Annotated in this window: 13 protein-coding genes and 2 pseudogenes; 7 read left to right on the top strand and 8 right to left on the bottom strand. The window is 69.9% G+C overall.

Features of this window, described 5'->3' with window-relative positions; genetic code table 11:
• The first annotated feature begins 486 nt into the window (after positions 1–486).
• The 5 genes from ABZS71_RS13005 to ABZS71_RS12985 all read left to right on the top strand — a co-directional run bounded on the left by ABZS71_RS13005 (position 487) and on the right by ABZS71_RS12985 (position 6,376).
• Positions 487–2,064, top strand: a complete 1,578-nt coding sequence (locus ABZS71_RS13005) for an ABC transporter substrate-binding protein (RefSeq protein WP_356209486.1) — start codon at positions 487–489, stop codon at positions 2,062–2,064.
• Between the two features lie 234 nt (positions 2,065–2,298).
• Positions 2,299–4,851, top strand: a complete 2,553-nt coding sequence (locus ABZS71_RS13000) for an ATP-binding protein (RefSeq protein ID WP_356209483.1) — start codon at positions 2,299–2,301, stop codon at positions 4,849–4,851.
• Positions 4,848–5,324 carry a roadblock/LC7 domain-containing protein gene (locus ABZS71_RS12995; protein ID WP_356209480.1) on the top strand — a complete coding sequence of 159 codons (477 nt, stop codon included), beginning with the start codon at positions 4,848–4,850 and terminating at the stop codon, positions 5,322–5,324. The genes ABZS71_RS13000 and ABZS71_RS12995 overlap by 4 nt, the downstream gene beginning before the upstream one ends.
• A 37-nt stretch (positions 5,325–5,361) precedes the next feature.
• Entirely contained in the window at positions 5,362–5,799 is a 438-nt protein-coding gene (locus tag ABZS71_RS12990) for a DUF742 domain-containing protein (protein WP_355944105.1), read from the top strand.
• Positions 5,800–5,848: 49 nt separating this feature from the next.
• On the top strand, positions 5,849–6,376 hold the full coding sequence (locus ABZS71_RS12985; protein ID WP_356209558.1) for an ATP/GTP-binding protein: 528 nt from the start codon (positions 5,849–5,851) through the stop codon (positions 6,374–6,376).
• Positions 6,377–6,540: 164 nt separating this feature from the next.
• On the opposite strand, the gene ABZS71_RS12980 is transcribed toward ABZS71_RS12985, so the two are convergent.
• Positions 6,541–6,879 (bottom strand): carbohydrate binding domain-containing protein, encoded by a 339-nt coding sequence (locus ABZS71_RS12980; RefSeq protein WP_356209555.1) that lies wholly within the window; start codon positions 6,877–6,879, stop codon positions 6,541–6,543.
• Between the two features lie 641 nt (positions 6,880–7,520).
• Between ABZS71_RS12980 and ABZS71_RS12975 the strand changes: the two are divergent.
• Together ABZS71_RS12975 and ABZS71_RS12970 are read left to right on the top strand one after the other, a co-directional pair.
• Positions 7,521–10,522: pseudogene (locus tag ABZS71_RS12975) on the top strand (carbohydrate binding domain-containing protein).
• Positions 10,523–10,692: 170 nt separating this feature from the next.
• Positions 10,693–10,878, top strand: a pseudogene (locus ABZS71_RS12970) (hypothetical protein); the annotation flags it as partial.
• A gap of 336 nt (positions 10,879–11,214) precedes the next feature.
• Here the strand turns inward: ABZS71_RS12970 and ABZS71_RS12965 are convergent.
• The 7 genes from ABZS71_RS12965 to ABZS71_RS12935 all read right to left on the bottom strand — a co-directional run bounded on the left by ABZS71_RS12965 (position 11,215) and on the right by ABZS71_RS12935 (position 20,162).
• Complete coding sequence (locus ABZS71_RS12965; protein ID WP_356209477.1) at positions 11,215–12,582, bottom strand: hypothetical protein; 1,368 nt, start codon at positions 12,580–12,582, stop codon at positions 11,215–11,217.
• 249 nt (positions 12,583–12,831) lie between these two features.
• Positions 12,832–14,094 (bottom strand): DegT/DnrJ/EryC1/StrS family aminotransferase, encoded by a 1,263-nt coding sequence (locus ABZS71_RS12960; RefSeq protein WP_356209473.1) that lies wholly within the window; start codon positions 14,092–14,094, stop codon positions 12,832–12,834.
• Complete coding sequence (locus tag ABZS71_RS12955; RefSeq protein WP_356209470.1) at positions 14,091–15,053, bottom strand: fumarylacetoacetate hydrolase family protein; 963 nt, start codon at positions 15,051–15,053, stop codon at positions 14,091–14,093. Before ABZS71_RS12955 ends, ABZS71_RS12960 begins: the two co-directional genes overlap by 4 nt.
• On the bottom strand, positions 15,050–15,928 hold the full coding sequence (locus ABZS71_RS12950) for an amidohydrolase family protein (protein ID WP_356209467.1): 879 nt from the start codon (positions 15,926–15,928) through the stop codon (positions 15,050–15,052). The genes ABZS71_RS12955 and ABZS71_RS12950 overlap by 4 nt, the downstream gene beginning before the upstream one ends.
• On the bottom strand, positions 15,925–16,686 hold the full coding sequence (locus tag ABZS71_RS12945) for an amidohydrolase family protein (protein WP_356209464.1): 762 nt from the start codon (positions 16,684–16,686) through the stop codon (positions 15,925–15,927). Before ABZS71_RS12945 ends, ABZS71_RS12950 begins: the two co-directional genes overlap by 4 nt.
• On the bottom strand, positions 16,683–17,921 hold the full coding sequence (locus ABZS71_RS12940; RefSeq protein WP_356209461.1) for a DegT/DnrJ/EryC1/StrS family aminotransferase: 1,239 nt from the start codon (positions 17,919–17,921) through the stop codon (positions 16,683–16,685). The genes ABZS71_RS12945 and ABZS71_RS12940 overlap by 4 nt, the downstream gene beginning before the upstream one ends.
• Positions 17,922–17,924: 3 nt before the next feature.
• Positions 17,925–20,162, bottom strand: coding sequence for a heparinase II/III family protein (locus ABZS71_RS12935; protein ID WP_356209458.1), 2,238 nt, complete (start codon positions 20,160–20,162; stop codon positions 17,925–17,927).
• Positions 20,163–20,196: the final 34 nt, after the last annotated feature.

Genomic DNA, 20,196 nt, shown 5'->3' with positions numbered 1-20,196 from the left:
ACAACGGCCATTGCTCACTGGCAGAAACGCCCGAAGCCGCTCCACTTCGGGTCCGTCACATCGCGCCGCCCCATGCCCGCATCAACGGTCCGGGCCCGGAGCAGTCACATCAAGTCCTTGATGAAGGCCCGGGCAGAGTCGGGGCCGGGCGTGTCGGCCTCGGCCGCGTCCGCGTCGGTGACCGGCGTGGCGCCCGCGGTGAACTGCTCAGGATCCCCGGCCATGAGCCGATCCACCCCGTTCGGCAGACCCGGCCCGGGTCCTCGTACCTTTTCCCGATGTTCGATGGGTGTTCGATATGTGTATGTTCTAATCTCCATGACCAGCGTAATGGGGTGATGACCGCGCTGGCGTGGTGGTCGGCTGTGGTGTGCGGGAAGCCCGGCCGACTGTCCTTTGCCGCGTTGTAGATGTCTCGGTGCTGCGCGTCAGCCGAGCGGTCAGCGCGCCAAGAGAGCGGCCCCGATGTGAATGCGAGACCTGCCCATGACCGAGCACGCAAACCGCCCCACCGACACGATCAGGAGAAGAACCGTCCTGCGCGGTGGTGGCGGCCTGCTGGCCGCGGCAGCCGCGGGCCTGCTCTCGGGGTGCTCCGGGTCCGGCGGCGACTCCTCGGGAGCCAAGCCCGTGAACAAGGGCGGTCTCCTGCGCATCGGCTGTACCGGCGGCAGCGCCAAGGACACCCTCGACCCTCACAACCCCGTCATCTGGCCCGATCACGCGCGGGCGGTGAATCTGTTCGAGCGGCTGTTCGTGCATGACGAGAGATACCGTGTCAAGCCCCTGCTTGCGGAGTCGATGGAGCCGTCCAAGGACGGCACGATCTGGACGCTGAGGCTGCGTTCCGGGGTGGAGTTCCACAACGGCAAGACCCTGGACGCCGACGACGTCATCGCCTCCCTGCGCAGGATCGCGGACCCCAAGGTGCCCACCGCCGGGGCGACCAGCCTCTCCGTGGTCGACGTCGCGGACCTCAAGAGGCTCGACTCCCTGACCGTGCGGATCCCGCTGAAGGCTCCGTATGCCCTGCTGGAGGACCTGCTCGCGCAGACTGTCATGGCTATCGTCCCGGCCGACTTCGACCTCAGGAAACCCGTCGGCACCGGCCCGTTTGTGTACAAGTCCTTCACCCCCGGGGACCAAAGCGTCTTCACCAGGTTCGACGACTACTGGCGCCGCCCGGCCTACGTCGACCAACTGCACATCATCGATTTCCCCGACGACACGGCCAGGGTCAACGCGCTGCTCAGGCACGAGATCGACGCCATGGACAACCTGCCGCTCGAGCAGATCAAGCTGGTCGAAGCCCAGGGCTGCAAGGTGCTGATCTCGGAGCCCGGTGCCTGGACCCCGCTGACCATGCGCGTGAATGCCGGTCCCTTCGAGGACGACCGGGTCCGCCAGGCGATGCGGCTGATCGTCGACCGGCCTCAGATGGTCCGCCAGGTACTCAGAGGACAGGGACGCATCGGCAACGACCTGTACTCACCCTTCGACCCGGCGTACAACCACGATCTGCCGCAGCGCGTCCAGGACCTCGACAAGGCCAAATTCCTGCTGAAGGCCGCCGGGTACGAGGGGCTCAACGTGGAGCTGGTCACCTCCAACGGCATCGGCATCGGCGCGGTCGAGACCGCGCAGCTCTTCGCCCAGCAGGCCAGGGGCGCCGGGGTGACGGTGCGGGTCCGTAAGACGGACTCCGGGACCTTCTACGGTGACAAGTACTTGAGGTGGCCGTTCGCCATGGACTACTGGTTCACGCGGAACTACCTGGCTCAGGTGGAACAGGGTTCGATGAAGGGCGCCCCGTACAACGAGACGCACTGGAACGACCCGGAGTTCGTCTCCCTCATCAACCAGGCCCGCGGCCAGTTCGACGAGGGCAAGCGCAACGAACTGCTCAAGGCGGCCCAGAAGATCGAGCACGAGCGCGGCGGCTACATCGTCTGGGGCTTCAAGAACCAGGTCGACGCGTACGCGGCCGGGGTCAGCGGACTGGTCCCGACCCCCAGCCACCCCTTGTCCGACTACCGGTTCCGCGACTTCTCCGTCGGCGGCTGAGGCCGAAGCCGGGCAGGGGCGCCGCCCAGCAGGGCACAGTCCGCCGCTCGAACGCCGGGCTCCTCGGAGGCACGGCCCGGGACCGACCGGCATGCCGATCGTCACAGTTCTCTATGCACGACGCTTGAACCGCACGGGCCAAAAAGCTGTAGTCTCCGCCTGTTCGGACAAGCGGTACAGATGAAGCAGGGGCAACAGAGCAGCTTGCCCGTACGAAATCGTTCCGGAGGCTCGGTGTCCCCGCACAAGGTGGAAGCAGCGGAACAGGCACGTCGGGGAGCCCGGGTTCGGCGAAGGGCCGATGTTCTCCTCGACCGCTGGCCGTTCCAGCGCAAGCTCAATGTGCTGGTGATCATCCCCGTTGCGGTCGTCGCCGCCATCCTCGTCTACGTCGTCGCGGGCCAGGTCGCACAGGCCCAGTCAGCGGCGCGCACCGCGGCCCTCGTCCGCAACAGCGAACAGGTCGCCTCCCTCGTCGACGACCTGCAGAGGGAGCATCAGCAGGCGATTCTGCTCTCGGTGCACTACCAGGCCGCCGAGCCCGGTGGGCCCGCGCCGTCGCCCCGGGACTACCGCCGGGCCCAGCGCGCCGTCGACCGCCAGGTCGCCGAGGTCCGCTCCGCGTTCGGATCCCGCCTTCCCGCGGCGGAGGGCAGGGCGCTGCAGGGCGTCGCCGGGCTGACCGGGCTGCGCAAGACAGTCGAAGGCGCCTACCTCCCGGCCGAGAGCATCGATCCGGCCTACGGCCCCGTGGTCTCCAACCTCATCGACGGGCTCGGCCTCGGCGGATCTGCGGGCGGTGTGGTGTCGTCGCCCGAGAACGTGCTCGACACCCTGCTGCGCGCGGACGCCGCGCACGCCACGTTCGAGACGGGCGTCTTCTCCGCCCAGACCGGCGACTCCAGCGCGTTTACGGAATTCACCGGAGCGGTGGGCAGTCTCCAGCTCTACAACCACCACGCCCAGCGCTTCACCCGGATCGCCTCGGCGGCGCAGAGCAGCCAGCTGACCCGGATCGAGCGCAACGCGCACCAGAACGCCATCCGGTCGGAGTTCGCGTCCCTCCAGTTCAATCCCTCCTCCCTGGAGGCCGAGAACCTCGACGAGGTGCGGGCGGCCGTTGACAAGGCCATCGCGGCGTATCCGACGTACGAGAAGCAGGCGTCCACCCGGCTGGAGGTCACCCGGTCACTTATCCACCAGATCGCGGACGACAGCGACCGGGCCTCCTCCGAGGCCTGGTGGCGAGTGGGGTGGCTGCTCGCCGGCGTGGTGCTGATCTTCGCTTTCTGGCTGCTGCTCTCCCTCCTGGTCCGGCGCTCCGTCGTACGGCCCGTGCGGATGCTGACCGCCGCGGCCCAGCAGGTGGCCAGGGCGACGGGGCAGGAGCTCGCGCGGGTGGCGGACGACGAGGCCGAGGACGACACCCGGCTCAGGCTGAAGGCGGTCCCGGTGCCGGTACGCGACGAGATCGGCACGCTGGCGGAGGCGTTCAACGAGGTGCAGGAGACAGCCGCGGCCCTGTTGCAGCGCCAGGTGCTCAGCAGGCGCAACGTGGCGGAGATGTTCGGCAACGTCGGGCGGCGCGTCGACAACCTGACCGCCCGCCAGCTGGCGCTGATCGATGCGGTCGAGCGTGAGGAGACCGACCCGGCGCTGCTCGACCAGCTCTACCAGATCGACCACCTGGCGGTACGCCTGCAGCGCAATGCCGACAGTCTGATGCTGCTCGCGGGGGTGGCGGAGACCGCACTTGAGGCCCGGCCGACGGCGCTGACCAACGTCGTACGGGCCGCGCTCGGCGAGATCGAGGAGTACCAGCGGATCCACCTGCGCGTGTTGGACGAGGTCACCGTCGCCCCCGACATCGTCGGCGATCTGACCCTGATGCTCGCCGAGCTCATGGAGAACGCGGTGGCGTTCTCCCCTGCCGAGAGCCGTGTCGAGGTGCGGGTGCGCTCCCAGGCCGAGGGGGCGGTGGTCGAGGTCGTCGACCATGGCCTCGGCTTGAGCGCGGAGCGCCTGAAGGAGGAGAACGAGCGGCTGGTGCGCCGCGAGCGGCTCGACCTTGCCCCCACCAAGGTCCTCGGGCTCTTCGTGGTCGGCCGGATCGCCCGGCGCTGGGGCATCGGGGCCACGTTGACCCCGACCCTGGGCGGCGGGGTCACCAGCAGGGTCTTCATCTCCTCGACGCTGCTCGTGCCGCCCAGCCGCGCCCCCGCGACGTTCGCGGGCGACGACGACTCCCCCTCGTCGGCCCTCTCCACCCGGAGCGGGCCCGCGGGACCCGCCAAGTCCCCAGCGCTCACCGGGCCTGCCGAGACATCCGCCGTTCCGCCGCAGCATCCCCGGCCATCGCGGTGGGCCCCCGCAGGCACCGCACCGCAGGACAGCACCGGGAAGGGTCCCGCACCGCTTCCGCGACGCATCCCGCGGACCGCGCACGCGGCCGGACCGGCCCCCGAAACCGGGTCCGGGAACACCGCCGAAAGGGCCACCGCCGAGGCCCGGGAGCACCCGGATGGCGAGGCGCGCACCCCGGCACCGGCCACGCCGCCGCTGCGGCGCCGCGTGCGCGGAGCGACGCTCACGAACGCCTCGGCGGCACGCCAACCGACTCCGACGTCGCGGCAGCCCCTCGACGCCGAGGCGGTCCGCTCCTCCATCGAAGAGTTCGAGGAGGCGGTGGAACGGGCCGAGCGCGAGAGCGCACAGCCGGGACAACAACCGACTCAGACGCCGGCAACACCAGAACCCCCGGAGGGACCGGAAGGAGTGGGGCAGTGACCACGTCGACAGGTGGGACTGAATCCAACCCAGTGGAGCCCGTTGACCTGCGTGCCGCCGCAGAGGACTTCACTTGGCTGCTCAACCGATTCGCGACGGAGACCGCAGGCGTGGTGGATGCCATTGCCGTCTCCTCCGACGGTCTGCTGATAGCCGTCTCGCGGCTGCGCGACCACGCGGACTCCGAGCGCCTTGCGGCGATCGTCTCGGGGATCACGAGCCTGGCCGTCGGCGCCTCGGGCAACTACGGCCTCGGCGCACTCAACAAGGTGATCATAGATCTGGAAGGAGGCCATCTCCTCGTCTCCGCGATCGGCAGCGGATCCGTGCTCGGCGTGGTCACCTCGAACGAGGCGAAGCTGGGGAGCGTCGCCTACGAGATGACCCTGTTCGCCAACCGCGTGGGCGCGGCCCTCAGCCCCGAGCTGGTCCTCGAGCTCAAGAACAGCGTCGGTTCCGCAACCACCGGGTGATCGGTCCGGCACAACATGGAGAAAGGAAAGAACTGGAATGGCGTCCGAGGGTGGTCAGCACCACCCGGGCTCCGGCGGTTCGGGATCCGCCGGCCGCCCCTCGGCGATCCGGCCGTTCCTGCTGACCGCGGGGAGGGTGGCGGGCAGCGACGCAGAAGCGCCGCTCCCCATCGAGACCCAGGTCGTGGCTACCTCGTTGGGCCTGTCCACCCTCGACACCCTGGCCTTCGAACACCGCGACATCGTCGCCGCGTGCCGGCAGCCGCAGTCGCTGGCTGAGGTCGCCGCGAAGCTGCGCCTGCATCTGAACGTCGTCCGTGTGCTCGCGGCCGACCTGCGCGCCGACGCGCTCCTCGCCGTGTACGTGCCCAGTGCCGATGCCTTCCGTGACGCCTCCGTTCTGCGAAAGGTGATCGATGGTCTTCGTGCCGTCGCCGAATCCGAAGGGATACACCTTGACAGCCAACGGGACTGACCCACCGTGCGTCCCGGGCGAGACCGACCAGCCGCCCCTTCCCGTGAAGATGGTGATCGCGGGTGGGTTCGGCGTCGGCAAGACCACGACGGTGGCGTCGATCTCGGAGATCGAACCGCTCACCACCGAGGCGTCGATGACTGAGGTGGCGGCGGGCGTGGACGACCTCAGCCACACCCCCCATAAGACCACCACCACGGTCGCCATGGACTTCGGCTGCATCACCCTCGACCCGACACTGAAGCTGTACCTGTTCGGGACGCCTGGCCAGGAACGTTTCGGCTTTATGTGGGACTACCTGGTGGATGGCGCGTTGGGCGGGTTGGTGATCGTCGACACCCGCCGCCTCGACGACTGCTTCGCCGCGGTCGACTACTTCGAGCACAAGGACATCCCGTTCGCGGTGGCGATCAATGCCTTCGACGGCGAGGTCGCCCACGGGCTCGATGAGGTGCGCTGGGCGCTGGACGTCAGCGACCACGTCCCGCTGTTCGTCTTTGACGCCCGCGAACGGGGCTCGGTGCTCGACGCACTGCTGGTGGTACTCGACCATGCGCTGAAGCGCGCCGAGGCGTAGGCAGCACACGCCCGTTCACGGCGGTTTCTGGGGATCGTTGCAACACGTGGACGGTTGATCAGGCAGCGAGGAGTTTGTGCAGGCGCTCGGCTGGGGTTTCCCAGCCGAGCGTTTTGCGTGGGCGAACTACGACGGCACGTCATGCCCACACCGGGGACCGTGGTTCACGAGCCGCTGTCGGGGCGGTAGTGGATGTTCGCCGCGCTCAAGGAGCCGGTGGCGTAGAAGACCTTTGCCTGCTTGTCGCCCGGGTCGGGGTCGGTTCCGGGGCCGCGCGGGTCGCCCTGGACGACCTGCCCGTCGCGGACGGCTACGTTGCCGGCCGGCAGTTGGTAGTTGCGGCCGCCGTTGTTGTCCCAGGTGCCCGAGCCGTTGTTGAACGTGGCTTGCAGGACGGTCGCCGAGCCGAGGTCGATGGTCTTCTTCACCCAGTTGGTGCAGGCGGTTTCCATGCGGGTGCCGGGTACGGTCGTCCACGTTCTCCCGGTGGGTGCCCAGTGCAGGTTGTACTGGGACCAGTTACGGGTCCCGGTGTAGTGGAAGACGGTCGTGCCGTCTGGGCGGCGAGTGGTGCAGACTCCGTCGCGGCCTCAGGCGTCGCCGCGGTGGCGGGCACGGCAGTCGCCAGCAAGGCGGCTGCCAGGCCCAGAGCGGGCACCGAGCGATGCCCGCGCAGGCGATGTCTCAACAGGGGTTTCATGTGTCAACGGCTCCTTGACTGGCCAAGGGGAAGCGGATCGAGCCGGGTTGCGCGCCTCAACCACGGCCGCCTGCATGCAAGAAGTTGCGAAACAATTTGCAGCGCCGGGAACCGTTCGCGGTGGGGACCTGCCGGGCGCCTGTCTGCTTGCACCGTCATCTACCCGCAATGAACATCCGCATCCCGGTGCGCAGCAGTGCGCCAGGAGGACGATCGGGCGTACCTGACCTCAGCCCTAGCCCGACCTCTTTACGGCTCCGTCAGGTACGGGTAACTTCCAGCTGTCGTAAGGAGTTTCTGCAAGCTTCCGCTCGTTCTTCCAGTACGGGGACTCGTACTGGAGCCCTGAGGCGCGTCAAGGGAGGCGACCGGATGGGGCGCACCCCTCGGGCGCCCGGAGTGCCGGCCGCCGCGGCCACGCCGCGGCCTTCTCTGGAGAGATGCATGAAACGCACCCGCACACGGCTGCTCAGACGGCCCTTAGCCGCCGCGGTGGCTGCCAGCGGCATCCTGGGCCTGGTGTCCGTCCTACCCGGCGACCCCTCACCCACGACCGCCCCTGCCGCCGCGGCCGACAACACGGTGACCGTCTTCTACTACAGGAAGACGAAGAGCTGGGCTCAGTACAGCCTGCGCTACGCGCCCGACGGCGGCTCCTGGACCACGGTCCCGGGCGTGAAGATGGAGACCGCCTGCACCGACTGGGTGAAGAAGACCGTCACCCTCGGCGCCGCGGAGGGCCTGCAGGTCACCTTCAACAACGGCTCAGGCACATGGGACAACAACTCCGGCAAGAACTACGACCTCGGCACGGGCAACGTCACCGTCAAGGACGGTGTCGTCGCCCACTCCGACCCCTGCGCGGGTGGCGGCGACCCGGACCCGACGCCCACACCCACGCCGGGTGACGGCAACAAGGCCACCGTCTACTACTCCACCCAGACCCTCGGCTGGACCACCGCCAACATCCACTACCAGCCCACGGGCGGCTCCTGGACCGCCGTGCCCGGCGTCGGCATGCAGGCGGCGTGCACCGGCTGGTGGAAGAAGGAAATCGATCTCGGCACGGCCACCTCGATGAAGGCCGCGTTCAACAACGGCAACGGCGTCTGGGACAACAACAAGGGCGCCGACTACGCCCTGCCCACCGGTGTCACCACCGTCAAGAACAACACCGTCACCAAGGACGCCAGTGACCCGTGTGCCGGCGAGGTGCCCGACACGAAGGCGCCGACCGTCCCGACCAAGGTCACCGCGAAGGCCGACGGCGTGTCCATCGTGCTGACCTGGGAGCCGTCCACCGACGACAAGGGCGTCACCAAGTACCAGGTGACCCGCACCGGCGGCACCAAGGGCACCGTCGTGACCGACGCCGGCTCGACCGTCTTCTCCGACGCGAACCTGGAGGAGAGGACCACCTATACGTACACCGTCAAGGCCGCGGACGCGGCCGGCAACGTCTCCGCGGCCTCTGCCGCCGCGACGGCGACGACCGGGGAGAAGCCCCCGACGCCCGCGCCCGGCAAGCCGCTGGGCACCGACCCGCGCAAGGACCCGATCTACTTCGTCCTCACCGCCCGGTTCAACGACGGCGACAGCTCCAACAACCGCGGCGGCAACCAGCACGAGAAGTCGGGCAACGCCGCCAACAACGACCCCATGTTCCGCGGCGACTTCAAGGGCCTGGTCAACAAGCTCGACTACATCAAGGGCCTCGGCTTCTCCGCTGTGTGGATCACCCCGTTGTCCTCAACCGCTCGGACTACGACTACCACGGCTACCACGGCTGGGACTTCTACAAGGTCGACCCCCGCCTGGAGTCCGCCGGCGCCTCCTACCAGGACCTCATCAACGCCGCCCACGCCAAGGGCATGAAGATCTACCAGGACGTCGTCTACAACCACTCCTCCCGCTGGGGCGCCAAGGGCCTGTTCGTCCCCACCGTCTACGGCGTGCGTGACAAGGACTGGGCCTGGTACTACGACGAGAAGCAGCCCGGCTTCGAGTACGACGGCCTGACCATCGACCCCAAGACCGGCAAGTCGTACTACAACGGCGACCTGTGGTCCACCGCCGAACCCCCCGGCAACACCTGCGTCGACTGGGGCAAGCCCACCCAGTGGACCTCGCCCGAGGGCTACCGCATCTACAACTGCCAGTGGCCGAACCCGACCTCCGGCATGTTCCCCAAGGCGCTCTACCACAACTGCTGGATCGGCAACTGGGAAGGTGAGGACTCCCGCTCCTGCTGGCTGCACGACGACCTCGCCGACTTCAACACGGAGAACGCCCAGGTGCAGAACTACCTGATCGGCGCCTACAACAAGTACATCGACATGGGCGTCGACGGCTTCCGCGTCGACACCGCCGTGCACATCCCGCGCACCACCTGGAACCGCCGCTTCCTGCCCGCCATCTACGAGCGCGTCACCCAGCAGCACGGCGCTGAGGCCGCGAAGAACTTCTTCGTCTTCGGCGAGGTCGCCGCCTTCGTCAACGACAAGTGGAACCGCGGCTCGGTCAACCACTCCGCACAGTTCTTCACCTGGAAGGAACGCAAGGAGTACAGCGCCGACGACGAGAAGGCCGCGCTCGAGATGTACAACTACGAGCAGCAGGCCGGCCCGGCGAGCCAGCCCACGTCGACGAACGCGTTCCTCAACGGCAACACGTACCACGCCCCGGACCACAGCAAGTTCTCCGGGATGAACGTCATCGACATGCGCATGCACATGAACTTCGGCAACGCCGAGAACGCCTTCAACAACGGCAAGGACTCCGACGACAGCTACAACGACGCCACCTACAACGTCGTCTATGTCGACAGCCACGACTACGGCCCCAACAAGAGCAGCGAGCGCTACTCCGGAGGCACCGACGCCTGGGCCGAGAACATGTCCCTGATGTGGACGTTCCGCGGCATCCCCACCCTCTACTACGGGTCGGAGATCGAGTTCCAGGCCGGCAAGAAGATCGACTGCGGGCCCACCTGCCCGCTCGCCACGACCGGCCGCGCCTATTACGGCGACCACGTCGCCGGTGACGTGAAAGCCTCCGACTTCTCCAAGGTCGACTCCGCCACCGGCGCCGTCGCCACCACACTGGAGAAGCCGCTGGTCAAGCACGTGCAGCGGCTCAACGAGATCCGGCGGGCGATCCCCGCCCTGCAGATGGGCCAGTACTCCACCGAGGGCATCACCGGCGAGATGGCCTTCAAACGGCGCTACACCAGCGGCACCACCGACAGCTTCGCGCTCGTCACCGTCACCCACAGCGCGACCTACACCGGCATCCCCAACGGCACCTACACCGACGCCGTCACCGGCGACACCCAGGTCGTCACCGACGGCAAGCTCACCGTCGCCGCGCCCGGCAAGGGCAACCTGCGGGTCTACGTCCTGGGCGGCACCGGCAAGATCGGAACCGCCGGTCCCTACCTGAAGTAATACGGCAAGAGTCTCGAATCGTGGGGCCGGCAGTGAACGCTGCCGGCCCCATACTCCTGCCACGACGGTCACTGTCGCGACCTCGGTAGCGCTCAGGCGCTGCCACCAAGCGGGGTTGAACTCAGCGTTCCAGTTGGCCAGTCGGGTCAACTGGAAGGCGGAGTCACACCGTGCCTCCCGGTAATAGGTGGCCATCGGCGGGCGGCGTGCTCGCCCGCCACGCGGCCGCAGGAGCTCGAACCGCAGTCGTCACGGCGACCTGGGCAGAGGACACCCAGCGCGCTAAGGAGCTGGCCGATGCGCTCCACATCCTCGGTGCCGGCAAGCCGCGGATGCTCGGCTACGCCGATGCTCGCGCACCAGTCAAGTGGATGTGTTCAGGCTGAAGCCGAGAGCTGGGTCCGAGTGCCAGCGACGCTGGGGCCAGGCACGCACCCGGTAAGCAGCCTGACCCCAACACCTCGAATGTTGGCTGGACCGCTTCGCCTCCGACGGTTGAGGCGCCATGGCTCGTGCGTTCTCGCGGGGTGCGCCGAGGGCAGTGCCCCCGGCGCAGCCTCCCTACCTGGATCTATGCGTCGTCGCCGCTGTCCTTGGCGGCGTCCGGGTCGCGCAGCGGGCGCAGGCCCCTGCCGGGGCCGCCGGCGGTGATGTTGAACGGTCATGGGATGGGGGAAGCTGGTTTCCGCGGCTCAGGCTCGGGCGGTGTCCGTCTCCTCGAACCGTTCTAGGAGCAGACGGTAAGTCTGGCGCGGTCTACCGGGCCCGGGTGTACGCAGCGGTGGCATCTGCCAGGCGAGCCCCAACTCCACCAGCGACAGCAGCAGGCGGCGGGCCGTCCGTGGTGTGACGGCGAGCAGTTCGGCCACGATGGTGGCGTCCACTACGACGGGACCGGCTTCCGTGGCACCATCGGTGTCGCGGAGCGCGTCGACCAGCCGTGCCATGGTGTCCAAGGCTTTGATACGGGTGTCGTCGTACGTGGCACGGCGGGTGCGGGAACGCCCCGACAGCTGCAGGACGTGGCCGTCGTGCCCCACGACGTAGCTCTGTTGACCGTCCTCGCCCCGCGCCCGGGACATGGCGGTCCGAGCGTTCGCCTCGGCGTCACGAGCGGTCATGCCCAGGCCGATGCCGAGCTCCACATCCAGCCCCAGCTCCCTGCGTGCCGTCTCGACGAAGGGCAGGACACTGAAGTCCCGAGTTGCCGCCACCACCGATCCGAAGGTCGCGACGACGTGGTAACTGTGATCGTCACGGGGGAGCACCGTTGCGCCCATGGCACGCGCTTCGTCGAGCAGCAACCGGTGCAAGGCGAGCCGCAGTTCCTGGTATCCGAGGTCGCCAGCCGTCCTCAGCGGTCCGCCGGCCACGGCCGGTACCTCGACAATGCCGATCGCGATCTGTGAGTCTTCCAGCCGGTTGCCGATGCCGAGCAGGGCCGCTGTGCGCAGCGCGGTCCGGATCGTCTCCGTGGTCGGCATCGTCCGCAGTACCGGGACACCGGATGCCGACAACCGGTGGGCGACTGAACGCACGCTGGTCAGCGCCACGGTCGTCGTGCCGCGCCGGTACAGCTCCTCGTGGAACGCGACGAACTCGGCCGGCGAGTCCGGGCTCTGGTACTCCAGCACATGAACGTCGTCGATCGGCAGTCCGATGTCGGTGTAGGCGTCCTCGATCTCCCGGCGCGGGATCGAGTCGACGCTGAGTCGGCGGATGTCGTGGCGGTCCTCCAGAGCCGCCCGCAGCAGGGCGCCGTACAGGGCGGAACCGGAGAGTGGTATGAAGGTGGCGGGCACGTCGATCTCGCTCGCCTTGCGTGCCAGGTCGTACGGCAGCGGACCGGCGAACAGGCAGACGTCGAGATCCGGTTCCACCCGGGCCAGCTCCCGGGCCACCTCGGTCTCGTCCTCGTATGCGACGCCGACGAGGCGCCACTCGAGCCCGTCCCCGGACAGGTCGGCACCGAGGTGCATGATCTGCTCGACCAGGTCGGTCGGCCCGACCACGCCGACGACAGGCCGGTACGGCATCGCCCCTTCGTAGGCGTCGCTCACCGTGAGCTCCCACTCTTGAGTCGGATCAGCTTGCGCAATGGCATGGCCGACGGCCGCCCGGACAGGACAGGGGCGGTGACCGTCCCTATTCCGCTCCAGGCCCTCTTCAGCACGTCATTATCGCCCATCGGCCCCCTCCTCCGGTGGGCCCGGCCGCGGGGCTCCTGCCATCTCTCGACCTTCCGGCCGGTACCGCCGCCGGGACGGACGCGGTACCGGCCGGAAGATCCATCACGCCTCACCGCCGGTTCACACCGCCGGCCGCGTGCTGCGCAAGGCCCGGTGCACCCTGTGGAACGCGGTGGCTATGTCGTCCACATCGGAGTCGGAGTAGGCCTCGTTCCAGTGCACGATCAGCCAGGTTCGGTTGATCAGCTCCTCGGCGTTCGGGCACAGGCCCTCACCGTATTCCCAGTCGCGGCGCGCGGGCGGGCACGTGAAGGGGAAGCCGGCGCCGCCGTAGAGGCGCTTGTGGGACAGCACCGGGTAGCGGTACACGGGGTGGCTCAGGTAACCGGCGGAGACCGGAATCCCCTCGGCCTCCAGCGCCTTGGCGTACTCGGCGTTGGTGCCACCGGCCACTTCGGGGTCGAGCACCAGCGGAAAGAGCCATACCGCATGCCGGTCGAGCTCGTTCGGCAGGTGCAGCCCCTCCAGTTCCCGCAGTCCCGCCACCAGCCGGGCGGCCGCGGCCCTGCGGCGGGCCACGACACCGGCCAGCTTCGTCAGCTGCACCCGGGCCACAGCGGCCTGCAACTCGGTCATCCGGTAGTTCATGCCGAAGGACAGGTGGGTCCGCTCGCCGGTGTGTCGTGGCCAGCCCTTGTCGGCGAACAGTCGCATCTGCTCAGCGAGGTGGTCGTCGCCGGTGATCGCGAGCCCCCCGTCTCCGCAGGTGACGTGCTTGTACTGCTGCAGGCTGAAGCACCCGATGTGCCCGCGGGTGCCGGCGTAGCTACCGTCGGGCAGCTCCGTGAGGTACGCCTGGGCGCAGTCCTCGATCAGGATCAGGCCGTGCCGGCGGGCGATCGCGGCCAGGTCGTCGACCGGTGCGGGCGCCCCCATCAGATGCACGGCGATGATCGCCCGGGTGCGTTCGGAGACGCACGCCTCCACGCTCGCCGGGTCGACGATGCCGGTGAGCGGGTCGACGTCGGCGAAGACCGGTACCGCGTTCTGCGCCAGGATCGGGATGATCGTGCCGAAGTCGGTGACCGGTGTGGTGATGATCTCGTCCCCGGGCGCGGGATCGACCGCTCCGACCGCCAGGTGCAGGGCCGCGGTGCCCGATGTGCAGGCCACGGCGTGCGGCACGCCGTACATGGTGCCGAACTCCTGCTCCAGCGCGGGGACTTCGGTGCCTCCGTTGGACGACAGACGCGCGGAGTCGATAACCCGCGCCAGAGCCTCTGCCTCCGCGGGACCGAGCGTCCGGCCCTGCGGATCCATGGCGGTGGGGAACGGCGTGCTCCGTACGGGGGTTCCGCCATCGCGTGCCAGACGGTCGCTCACGCCGGCTCGCCTCCTTCCTGATCGGGGGTGGTCGTGCGGGCCGGCTCGCCGGGAGGGCCCGCAGCCGGCCCGCGCGGGGACGCGTGGTCGAAGACGACGCGGTTGCGCAGAACGCCGAGGTCTCCCACACGTACCTCGACCGTCGACCCGTCCGGTACCGGGCCGATGCCGTCGGGGGTGCCGGTGGCGATGACGTCGCCGGGTTCCAACGTCACGGCGGACGAGATGTAGGTGAGCAGCTCGCGTACGCCGAAGATCATCCGGCCGGTGGTGGACTTTTGCCGCAGTTCACCGTCGACTCGGAGTTCCAGGTCCAGCACCTGCGGGTCGGGCACCTCGTCCGGCGTCACCAGCCACGGGCCGATCGGACCGTAGCCGTCGATGCTCTTGGAGAAGTCCCAGGGGTGCCGCGCCTCGATGTCGGCCAACTGCAGGTCCCGCGCGGTGAGATCGTTCATCACCGCGTATCCGGCCACCGCCTCCTGCCAGTTCTCGTCGGTGAGGCCCTTGCAGCGGCGGCCGATGACCACGGCGAGCTCGCCCTCGTGGTCGATGCGGCGGGTGATCGGCGGCACAGCGATGTCCGCGCCGTGCCCGGTGAGGCTGTTCGGCCCTTTGAAGAAGATCACCGGTCGCTTCGGGGCCACGAAGCCGCCTTCCGCGGCATGGGCCCGGTAGTTGAGGGCGAGGCAGATCACCTTCGGCGACGGCTGGACGGGCGGACCGAGCGGGGTCTCCTCCAAGGCCGTGACCGCCGGGTGCCCGGATCGGCCGGCGGCCTCGGCAGCCAGCCGGGCGTAGCGGCGCTGCTCTTCGCCCGGCAGCGAGAGGAGGTCGAGGACGGTTTCGGGAGCTGCCGGATCCAGCAGGTCGACACGGACCACCGACCAGCCGTCGGCGGCGGCCACGCCGATTCCAGGCCGCAGTCCGCCGGGGACGCGGATGCTGGCGAGTCTCACAGGGGCACCTCGTTGGGTTGTGAAGCGGTGGGGGTCAGCAGGGAGCGGATGGTGCCGCCGAGGACCGCGGCCCGCTCCAGCGGGTCGAGGTCGGCGAAGATCACCCGCCCTATGGAGTGGCGCAGATCGATGAAGGGGAAGTCCGAGCCGTAGACGACTCGGTGGGCGCCCAGTTCGGCGACCATGCGGGTCAGCCAGGGCCCGGTGAAGTACGAGCCGCAGATCTCCGGATACAGGTTCGGGTGGCGTCCGGCCAGTTCGATGACGCGTGCGTAGCCGTGGGGCAGGGCGCCGCAGTGACCGAGCAGGATGCGCGCCGTCGGGTGCCGTTCGGCCACCTCCGCCACCATGCCGGGATCGTCGAAGGCCGAGCCGGTCCAGGTGTGGGTGAGCACCGGCCGTCCCGTGCGTTCGGCCAGTTCCCACACGGGCGCGTACCGGGGTCCGGTGATCGGGTACTCGTGCAGGTCCGGATGGAGCTTGACGCCCACCATGCCGGGATGGTCCGCGAACCGGGTGATCTCCTCCTCGGGGTCCTGGAAGGGGTTGACGGTGAGGTAGCCGGCCAGTCGGTCCGGATGGCGGGCGATCGCGGTGGCGGTCTCGTCGTTTCCGGCGCGGGCGTCCAGCTCGATGGCGAGGGTGGCGGACAGGATGGCCTGGCGTACTCCGCAGCGGTCCATCACCCGGATCATCGCCTCGGCGCCGGGGTCGGGGGTGAAGAACCGGCTGTACGGGCCGAGGTGGGCATGGGCGTCGACGACGTCGATCCCGGTGATCGGGCGGCGCGCGAAGACATCGGCGGCCGGGTCGCAGGCCGCCGATCCGGATGTGTTCCCGGGCGCACCGCTCGCGCGGTGGGGTGGGCGCGTCATACAGCCTCCTGACGCCGCAGCAGCCGACGCAGGTTGCCCCCGCCCACCGCCGCCACTTGGACGTCGTCCAGCTCCGACCACAGCAGCCCGGTCACCGCGTCGGCGGGATCCCGGACCGGCAGTCCCGTACCGAAGATCAGCCGTTCGGGGCCGAACCGCTCGGCAAGCCAATCCAGCCCCAGGTGGCTGGACAGTCCGGAGAGGTCGACGTGAACGTTGACGGTTCGCGCGAGCACGCCGGCGAGTTCCCGCAGCGCCCGATAGCCGGTGCGGCAGACCACGATCGGCAGGTCGGGGTGAGCGGTCGCGGTCTGCTCCACCTCCGTCCAGGTCAGCTGCTCCGCGTCCACGAACAGCGGCAGTCGGGCCGCGGCCAGGGCCTCGAGCAGCCCGGCGGCCGAGCGACCACCGAGGTGGTAACCGTGGTCGGCCGGGTACGCCCGGACGGCCACCACACCGCCCCGCTCCGCATCGGCGAGGAACCGCTCCGGCGGGCCCGTCTCCCCGCAGGTGTCCGGCAGCACCACCCAGCACGGCAGCAGCCGCGGCTGATCCGCGGTCTCCCGCAGCAGCATCCGGTTGCCGGTGGGCGCGTCGTGCCGCCACGCCGCGGTGTGGGTCACCACGGCTTCGCGGATGCCCATGCGGTCCATCGTCTTGGTCAGCTCCGCCGTGCTGCCCCCACCCACGTCGGTGGTCGGCAGCCGGCCGAGCATCGCGTTCGCGTCGATCAACTCGACGCCGGGCCCGGACGTCACGACGCCAGCCGCCTCCTCCGCACCACGTCCACAGCCTCCACGACGTCGCTCATCTCCTCCGGCGGCGCGAGTAGTACGTGGTGCGGCAGCCACACCGTCTCGCGGCACGCCCGCTCGGACACGGGGAGGTCGAGCCGGTCGAACCGGGTCGGCGGATACTCCGGGCGCCATCCCGTGGCGCGCTGGTCGAACCGCCGCTCCGCGAAGAGCGGCTGCCGGTTGAGCGGTCGCGGATAGCCGGGCATCGCGGGGATCCCCTCGTGTCGCAGCGCCGCGGTGAACGCGTCCAGAGGCAGTCCGCCGAACGCCTCCGGCTCGTAGCGGAAGAGGTAGAGGTGGTGCGCGTGCGTCGTGGCGCGGGGGTCGCGGCGCAGCGGGCGGATGCCCTCGATGCGCGCCAACTCCGCGTCCAGGCGGGCGGCGCACTCCTCGCGCCGTTCCACCTGGCCCGGCAGCTGTTCCAGGCCGGCCGAGAGCAGCGCCGCTTGGAAGGCCGTGAGCCGCCAGTTCCCGCCGAATCGGTAGTGCTCGTACCAGGGGCCGCCCTCGGCCCGCCCGCAATTGCGGATCTCCCGGGCCGCGACGGCGAGCGCGTCGTCGTCGGTGGTCAGCGCGCCGCCCTCACCGGCGGTGAGGTTCTTCGACCCCTGGAACGACCACGATCCGTACTGCCCGAACGTCCCCACCGGCCGATCACGCCACCGTGCCCCGTGCGCGTGGGCGGCGTCCTCGATGAGGGCGACGCCGTGCCGTTCGCAGATCTCGGTGAGCCGGTCCAGGTCGGCGGGGTGGCCACCGAGGTGCACGCAGATCACCGCGGCGGTCCGCGGACCGATGGCCGCTTCGAGCGCCTCGGGGTCGAGGCAGTACGTCTCGGGATCGATGTCGGCGAAAACCGGCAGGGCGTTGACCCCGAGCACGGCCGTGGCGGTGGCGAGGAAGGTGTACGGCGGGACGACCACCTCGTCGCCGGATCCGACGCCCAGTGCGGACAAGGCGATCTCCAGGCTCACCGTGCCGTTGACGCAGGTGGTGGCGTGCCGGGCGTTCAGATAGCGGCCGAACGCCGCTTCGAAGTCCAGGACCGCGGGGGCGGTGACGCCGTTCCACTCGCCGCCGTCGAACACGTCGGCAAGCCGGGCGCGTCCGCTCGCGTCGGGTATCGGCCACTCGGGCCATGGACGGGTGCGAACCGGTGTCGGTGGGACGGAGGCCCCTGTACGGGTCGGCTGCATCGGTCACCGGCTCCTTTCGATCTCGACGGTCCAACGGCCCGCGGCGGGCAGCACGACGCGGACCGGACCGCCGCCGGCGCCGTGGGTGGTCTCGGGCAGGATGACGCCGCTCAGCCGGACCTGCCGCGCCGAGGTCTCGCCCACCGTGAGGGTCGTCCGTGCGCGGCACTCGGCGGTGACGGTCAGCCGGTCGGCGGTCCGGGTGAGGCCGGCCGCGGTGATGCCACGGCCGGCGAGCAGCACCCGACCCTCGTGCTCCAGCCGATCGCCCTGCCACAGCGCGGCGACGCGCACGCCGTCCGCGCCGACCCGTACCAGCCGGCCGGGTCCGATCCGGTCGGTCGTCGGCCCGGTATGCACCAGGACGTCCTGGCCTTCGGCGGTCACCTCCACCGGGGGCGGGGTCTCGCGGAACGGTGCGAGCACGACGGCGGCCGGTCCGGCGTCGTAGCCGAAGGCCAGGCCGTGCAGCGTGCCGGGGGCCGAGCCGCGGGCCGCGGGGTCCGGGACGGTGCAGGGTCCCTCGCTGGTCCGCACCTCGTGCACGCGGTGCGGCTCGGTGGGGAGGACGAGCAGGCCCGGTCCCCGGGCGGTGCGGTAACCGTGCCGGTGCGTGCCCGACGGCATCCACGGGCGGGGCGAGTGCAGCAGCCACTGGAAGGCGCCAGCCTCCGCCAACTCGTCGTGGACCAGCCAGTATCCGGGGCCGGCCGCACCGGGCCGGACGAAGATCACCGTGCGGCGGTGGGGGGTGCCGTGTCCGGTGTGCACGGCGGCCAGCACGTCAGCCTCCGGGAGCGTGGCGAAGAACCCGACCTCGGCATCGTGGTCCTCGGCCATGTCCTCGCCCGGCAGCGTCACCGTGTTGTGCGCGCAGGCTGAGCGGTACCACGAGTGGTAGCGAGGGTCGTCGTAGCTGTCCGGGCCGCCGGCCTCCCAGGCCAGGGGCTCGCCGTACCCGCACAGCAGCAGATCGACCGCGGTCAGATGGCTGTGGCTCTCCAGCTCGTGCTCGATGAGCGGGCCGCAGTTGACCGCGGCGTACAGGCCGTCGGCACCGGTGGCGTCCCCGCCCTCCGCCCGCAGCACCGCGAACTTGCTCTGCGGGAGCAACGCCGATCCAGCCGGGGGGCGCGCGCCCGGCGCCGCGGCGAACTCGTCCGCCGGAGCGCCGCGGCCGGGCCGTGCGGGCAGCCAGGCGAGGACCTCGCGGATCCGCTCCGCGGACAGCGTGTGCTCCGCGAGCTCCTTGTACGCGGGGCGGCCGAGGAGGTAGTGGCCGCGCAGCAGGTGCTCGCCGCTCCACACGAGGTGCGAGTCGTTGAACGGCGGCACCCAGCCGGGCGGTGCGGTCAGGGACAGCAGCCAGTCGTGCATGGCCGCGAACCGCGGGTGCGCCGCGAGATCCCAGCCGAGGTACTGCTCGCCCACGACGGCCGCGATCTGGAGGGAGCCCAGGCACATCGTGTGGTACGACGGCGTGCGCTCGTAGTGCCCGCCGTCGGCGTAGACGTCCAGCTCCAAGTGGTCGTCCAGCCGGGCGCGCGCGACCTCCGCCCAGCCGGCCGACTCGGAGAACTCCGGCAGGAACGCCGCGATCTGGGCGAGCACGGAGCAGCCGGTGAGCTGCCAGTTGCCATGCCGGAACGTGTCGTGCTCCTCGGTCAGCCAGCGCGCGCCGCCCAGCAGCGTCTTGACGATCGACAGCCAGGTGCCGTCCGGCAGCGCCACCGAGGTTCCCAGCACGCGGAGCGCCTGGATCAGGACCTGGGACCGGCCGGCGACACCGAGGGTGTACCAGACGGGGTGCAGGCCCGGCCACTCACCGCGGACGTGGTCCCGGCTCGCGTACCACGCGTCGAGGATCCCGGCGAACCGGCGGACGTACCGCTCGTCGCCCGTGAGGGCCGCGGCGTGCACCAGTGGCTGAGCCCAGTACAGGTAGTGGTACGCGTACAGGCCGGACTTGCCGTGCGCCGGGTCGGTGAAGTCCGTGCGCCCGGTGAGCAGCCCGTCGGCGGCGGCGATCACCCTCGCTGCCGCATCGGTGCCGGCGACGTGGCCGGCCCAGCGGAGCGTGTCGAGGGCCGGTGCGGGGTCCTCGCGGCCGGCGAGATGCCCGCGCAGCGCGGCGAGCGCGGCGGATAGGTCACCCGTGGCGGCCGCGGCCGTGACGGCCCTGAGCTGCGGCTTGTCCGCGTCGAGGCCGGCGAGGAGGGCGGCGTCGGTAATCTGCCGCATCCTCCTTTCGTCGACGTGCGGTGGCTTCTCGACC

The sequence above is a fragment of the Streptomyces sp. NPDC005393 genome (assembly GCF_040606675.1).
Taxonomy (GTDB): Bacteria; Actinomycetota; Actinomycetes; order Streptomycetales; family Streptomycetaceae; genus Streptomyces.
Note: the sequence above shows the minus strand (reverse complement) of the source record. Positions and strands in the feature narration are given on the sequence as shown.

What these genes read in the sequence shown, in the direction of transcription:
- ABZS71_RS13005 (WP_356209486.1), top strand. Translation starts at nt 487, where the DNA reads ATGACCGAGCACGCAAACCGCCCCACCGACACGATCAGGAGAAGAACC.
- ABZS71_RS12990 (WP_355944105.1), top strand. Translation starts at nt 5,362, where the DNA reads ATGGCGTCCGAGGGTGGTCAGCACCACCCGGGCTCCGGCGGTTCGGGA.
- ABZS71_RS12985 (WP_356209558.1), top strand. Translation starts at nt 5,849, where the DNA reads ATGGTGATCGCGGGTGGGTTCGGCGTCGGCAAGACCACGACGGTGGCG.
- ABZS71_RS12940 (WP_356209461.1), bottom strand. Translation starts at nt 17,921, where the DNA reads ATGCAGCCGACCCGTACAGGGGCCTCCGTCCCACCGACACCGGTTCGC.
- ABZS71_RS12950 (WP_356209467.1), bottom strand. Translation starts at nt 15,928, where the DNA reads ATGACGCGCCCACCCCACCGCGCGAGCGGTGCGCCCGGGAACACATCC.
- ABZS71_RS12935 (WP_356209458.1), bottom strand. Translation starts at nt 20,162, where the DNA reads ATGCGGCAGATTACCGACGCCGCCCTCCTCGCCGGCCTCGACGCGGAC.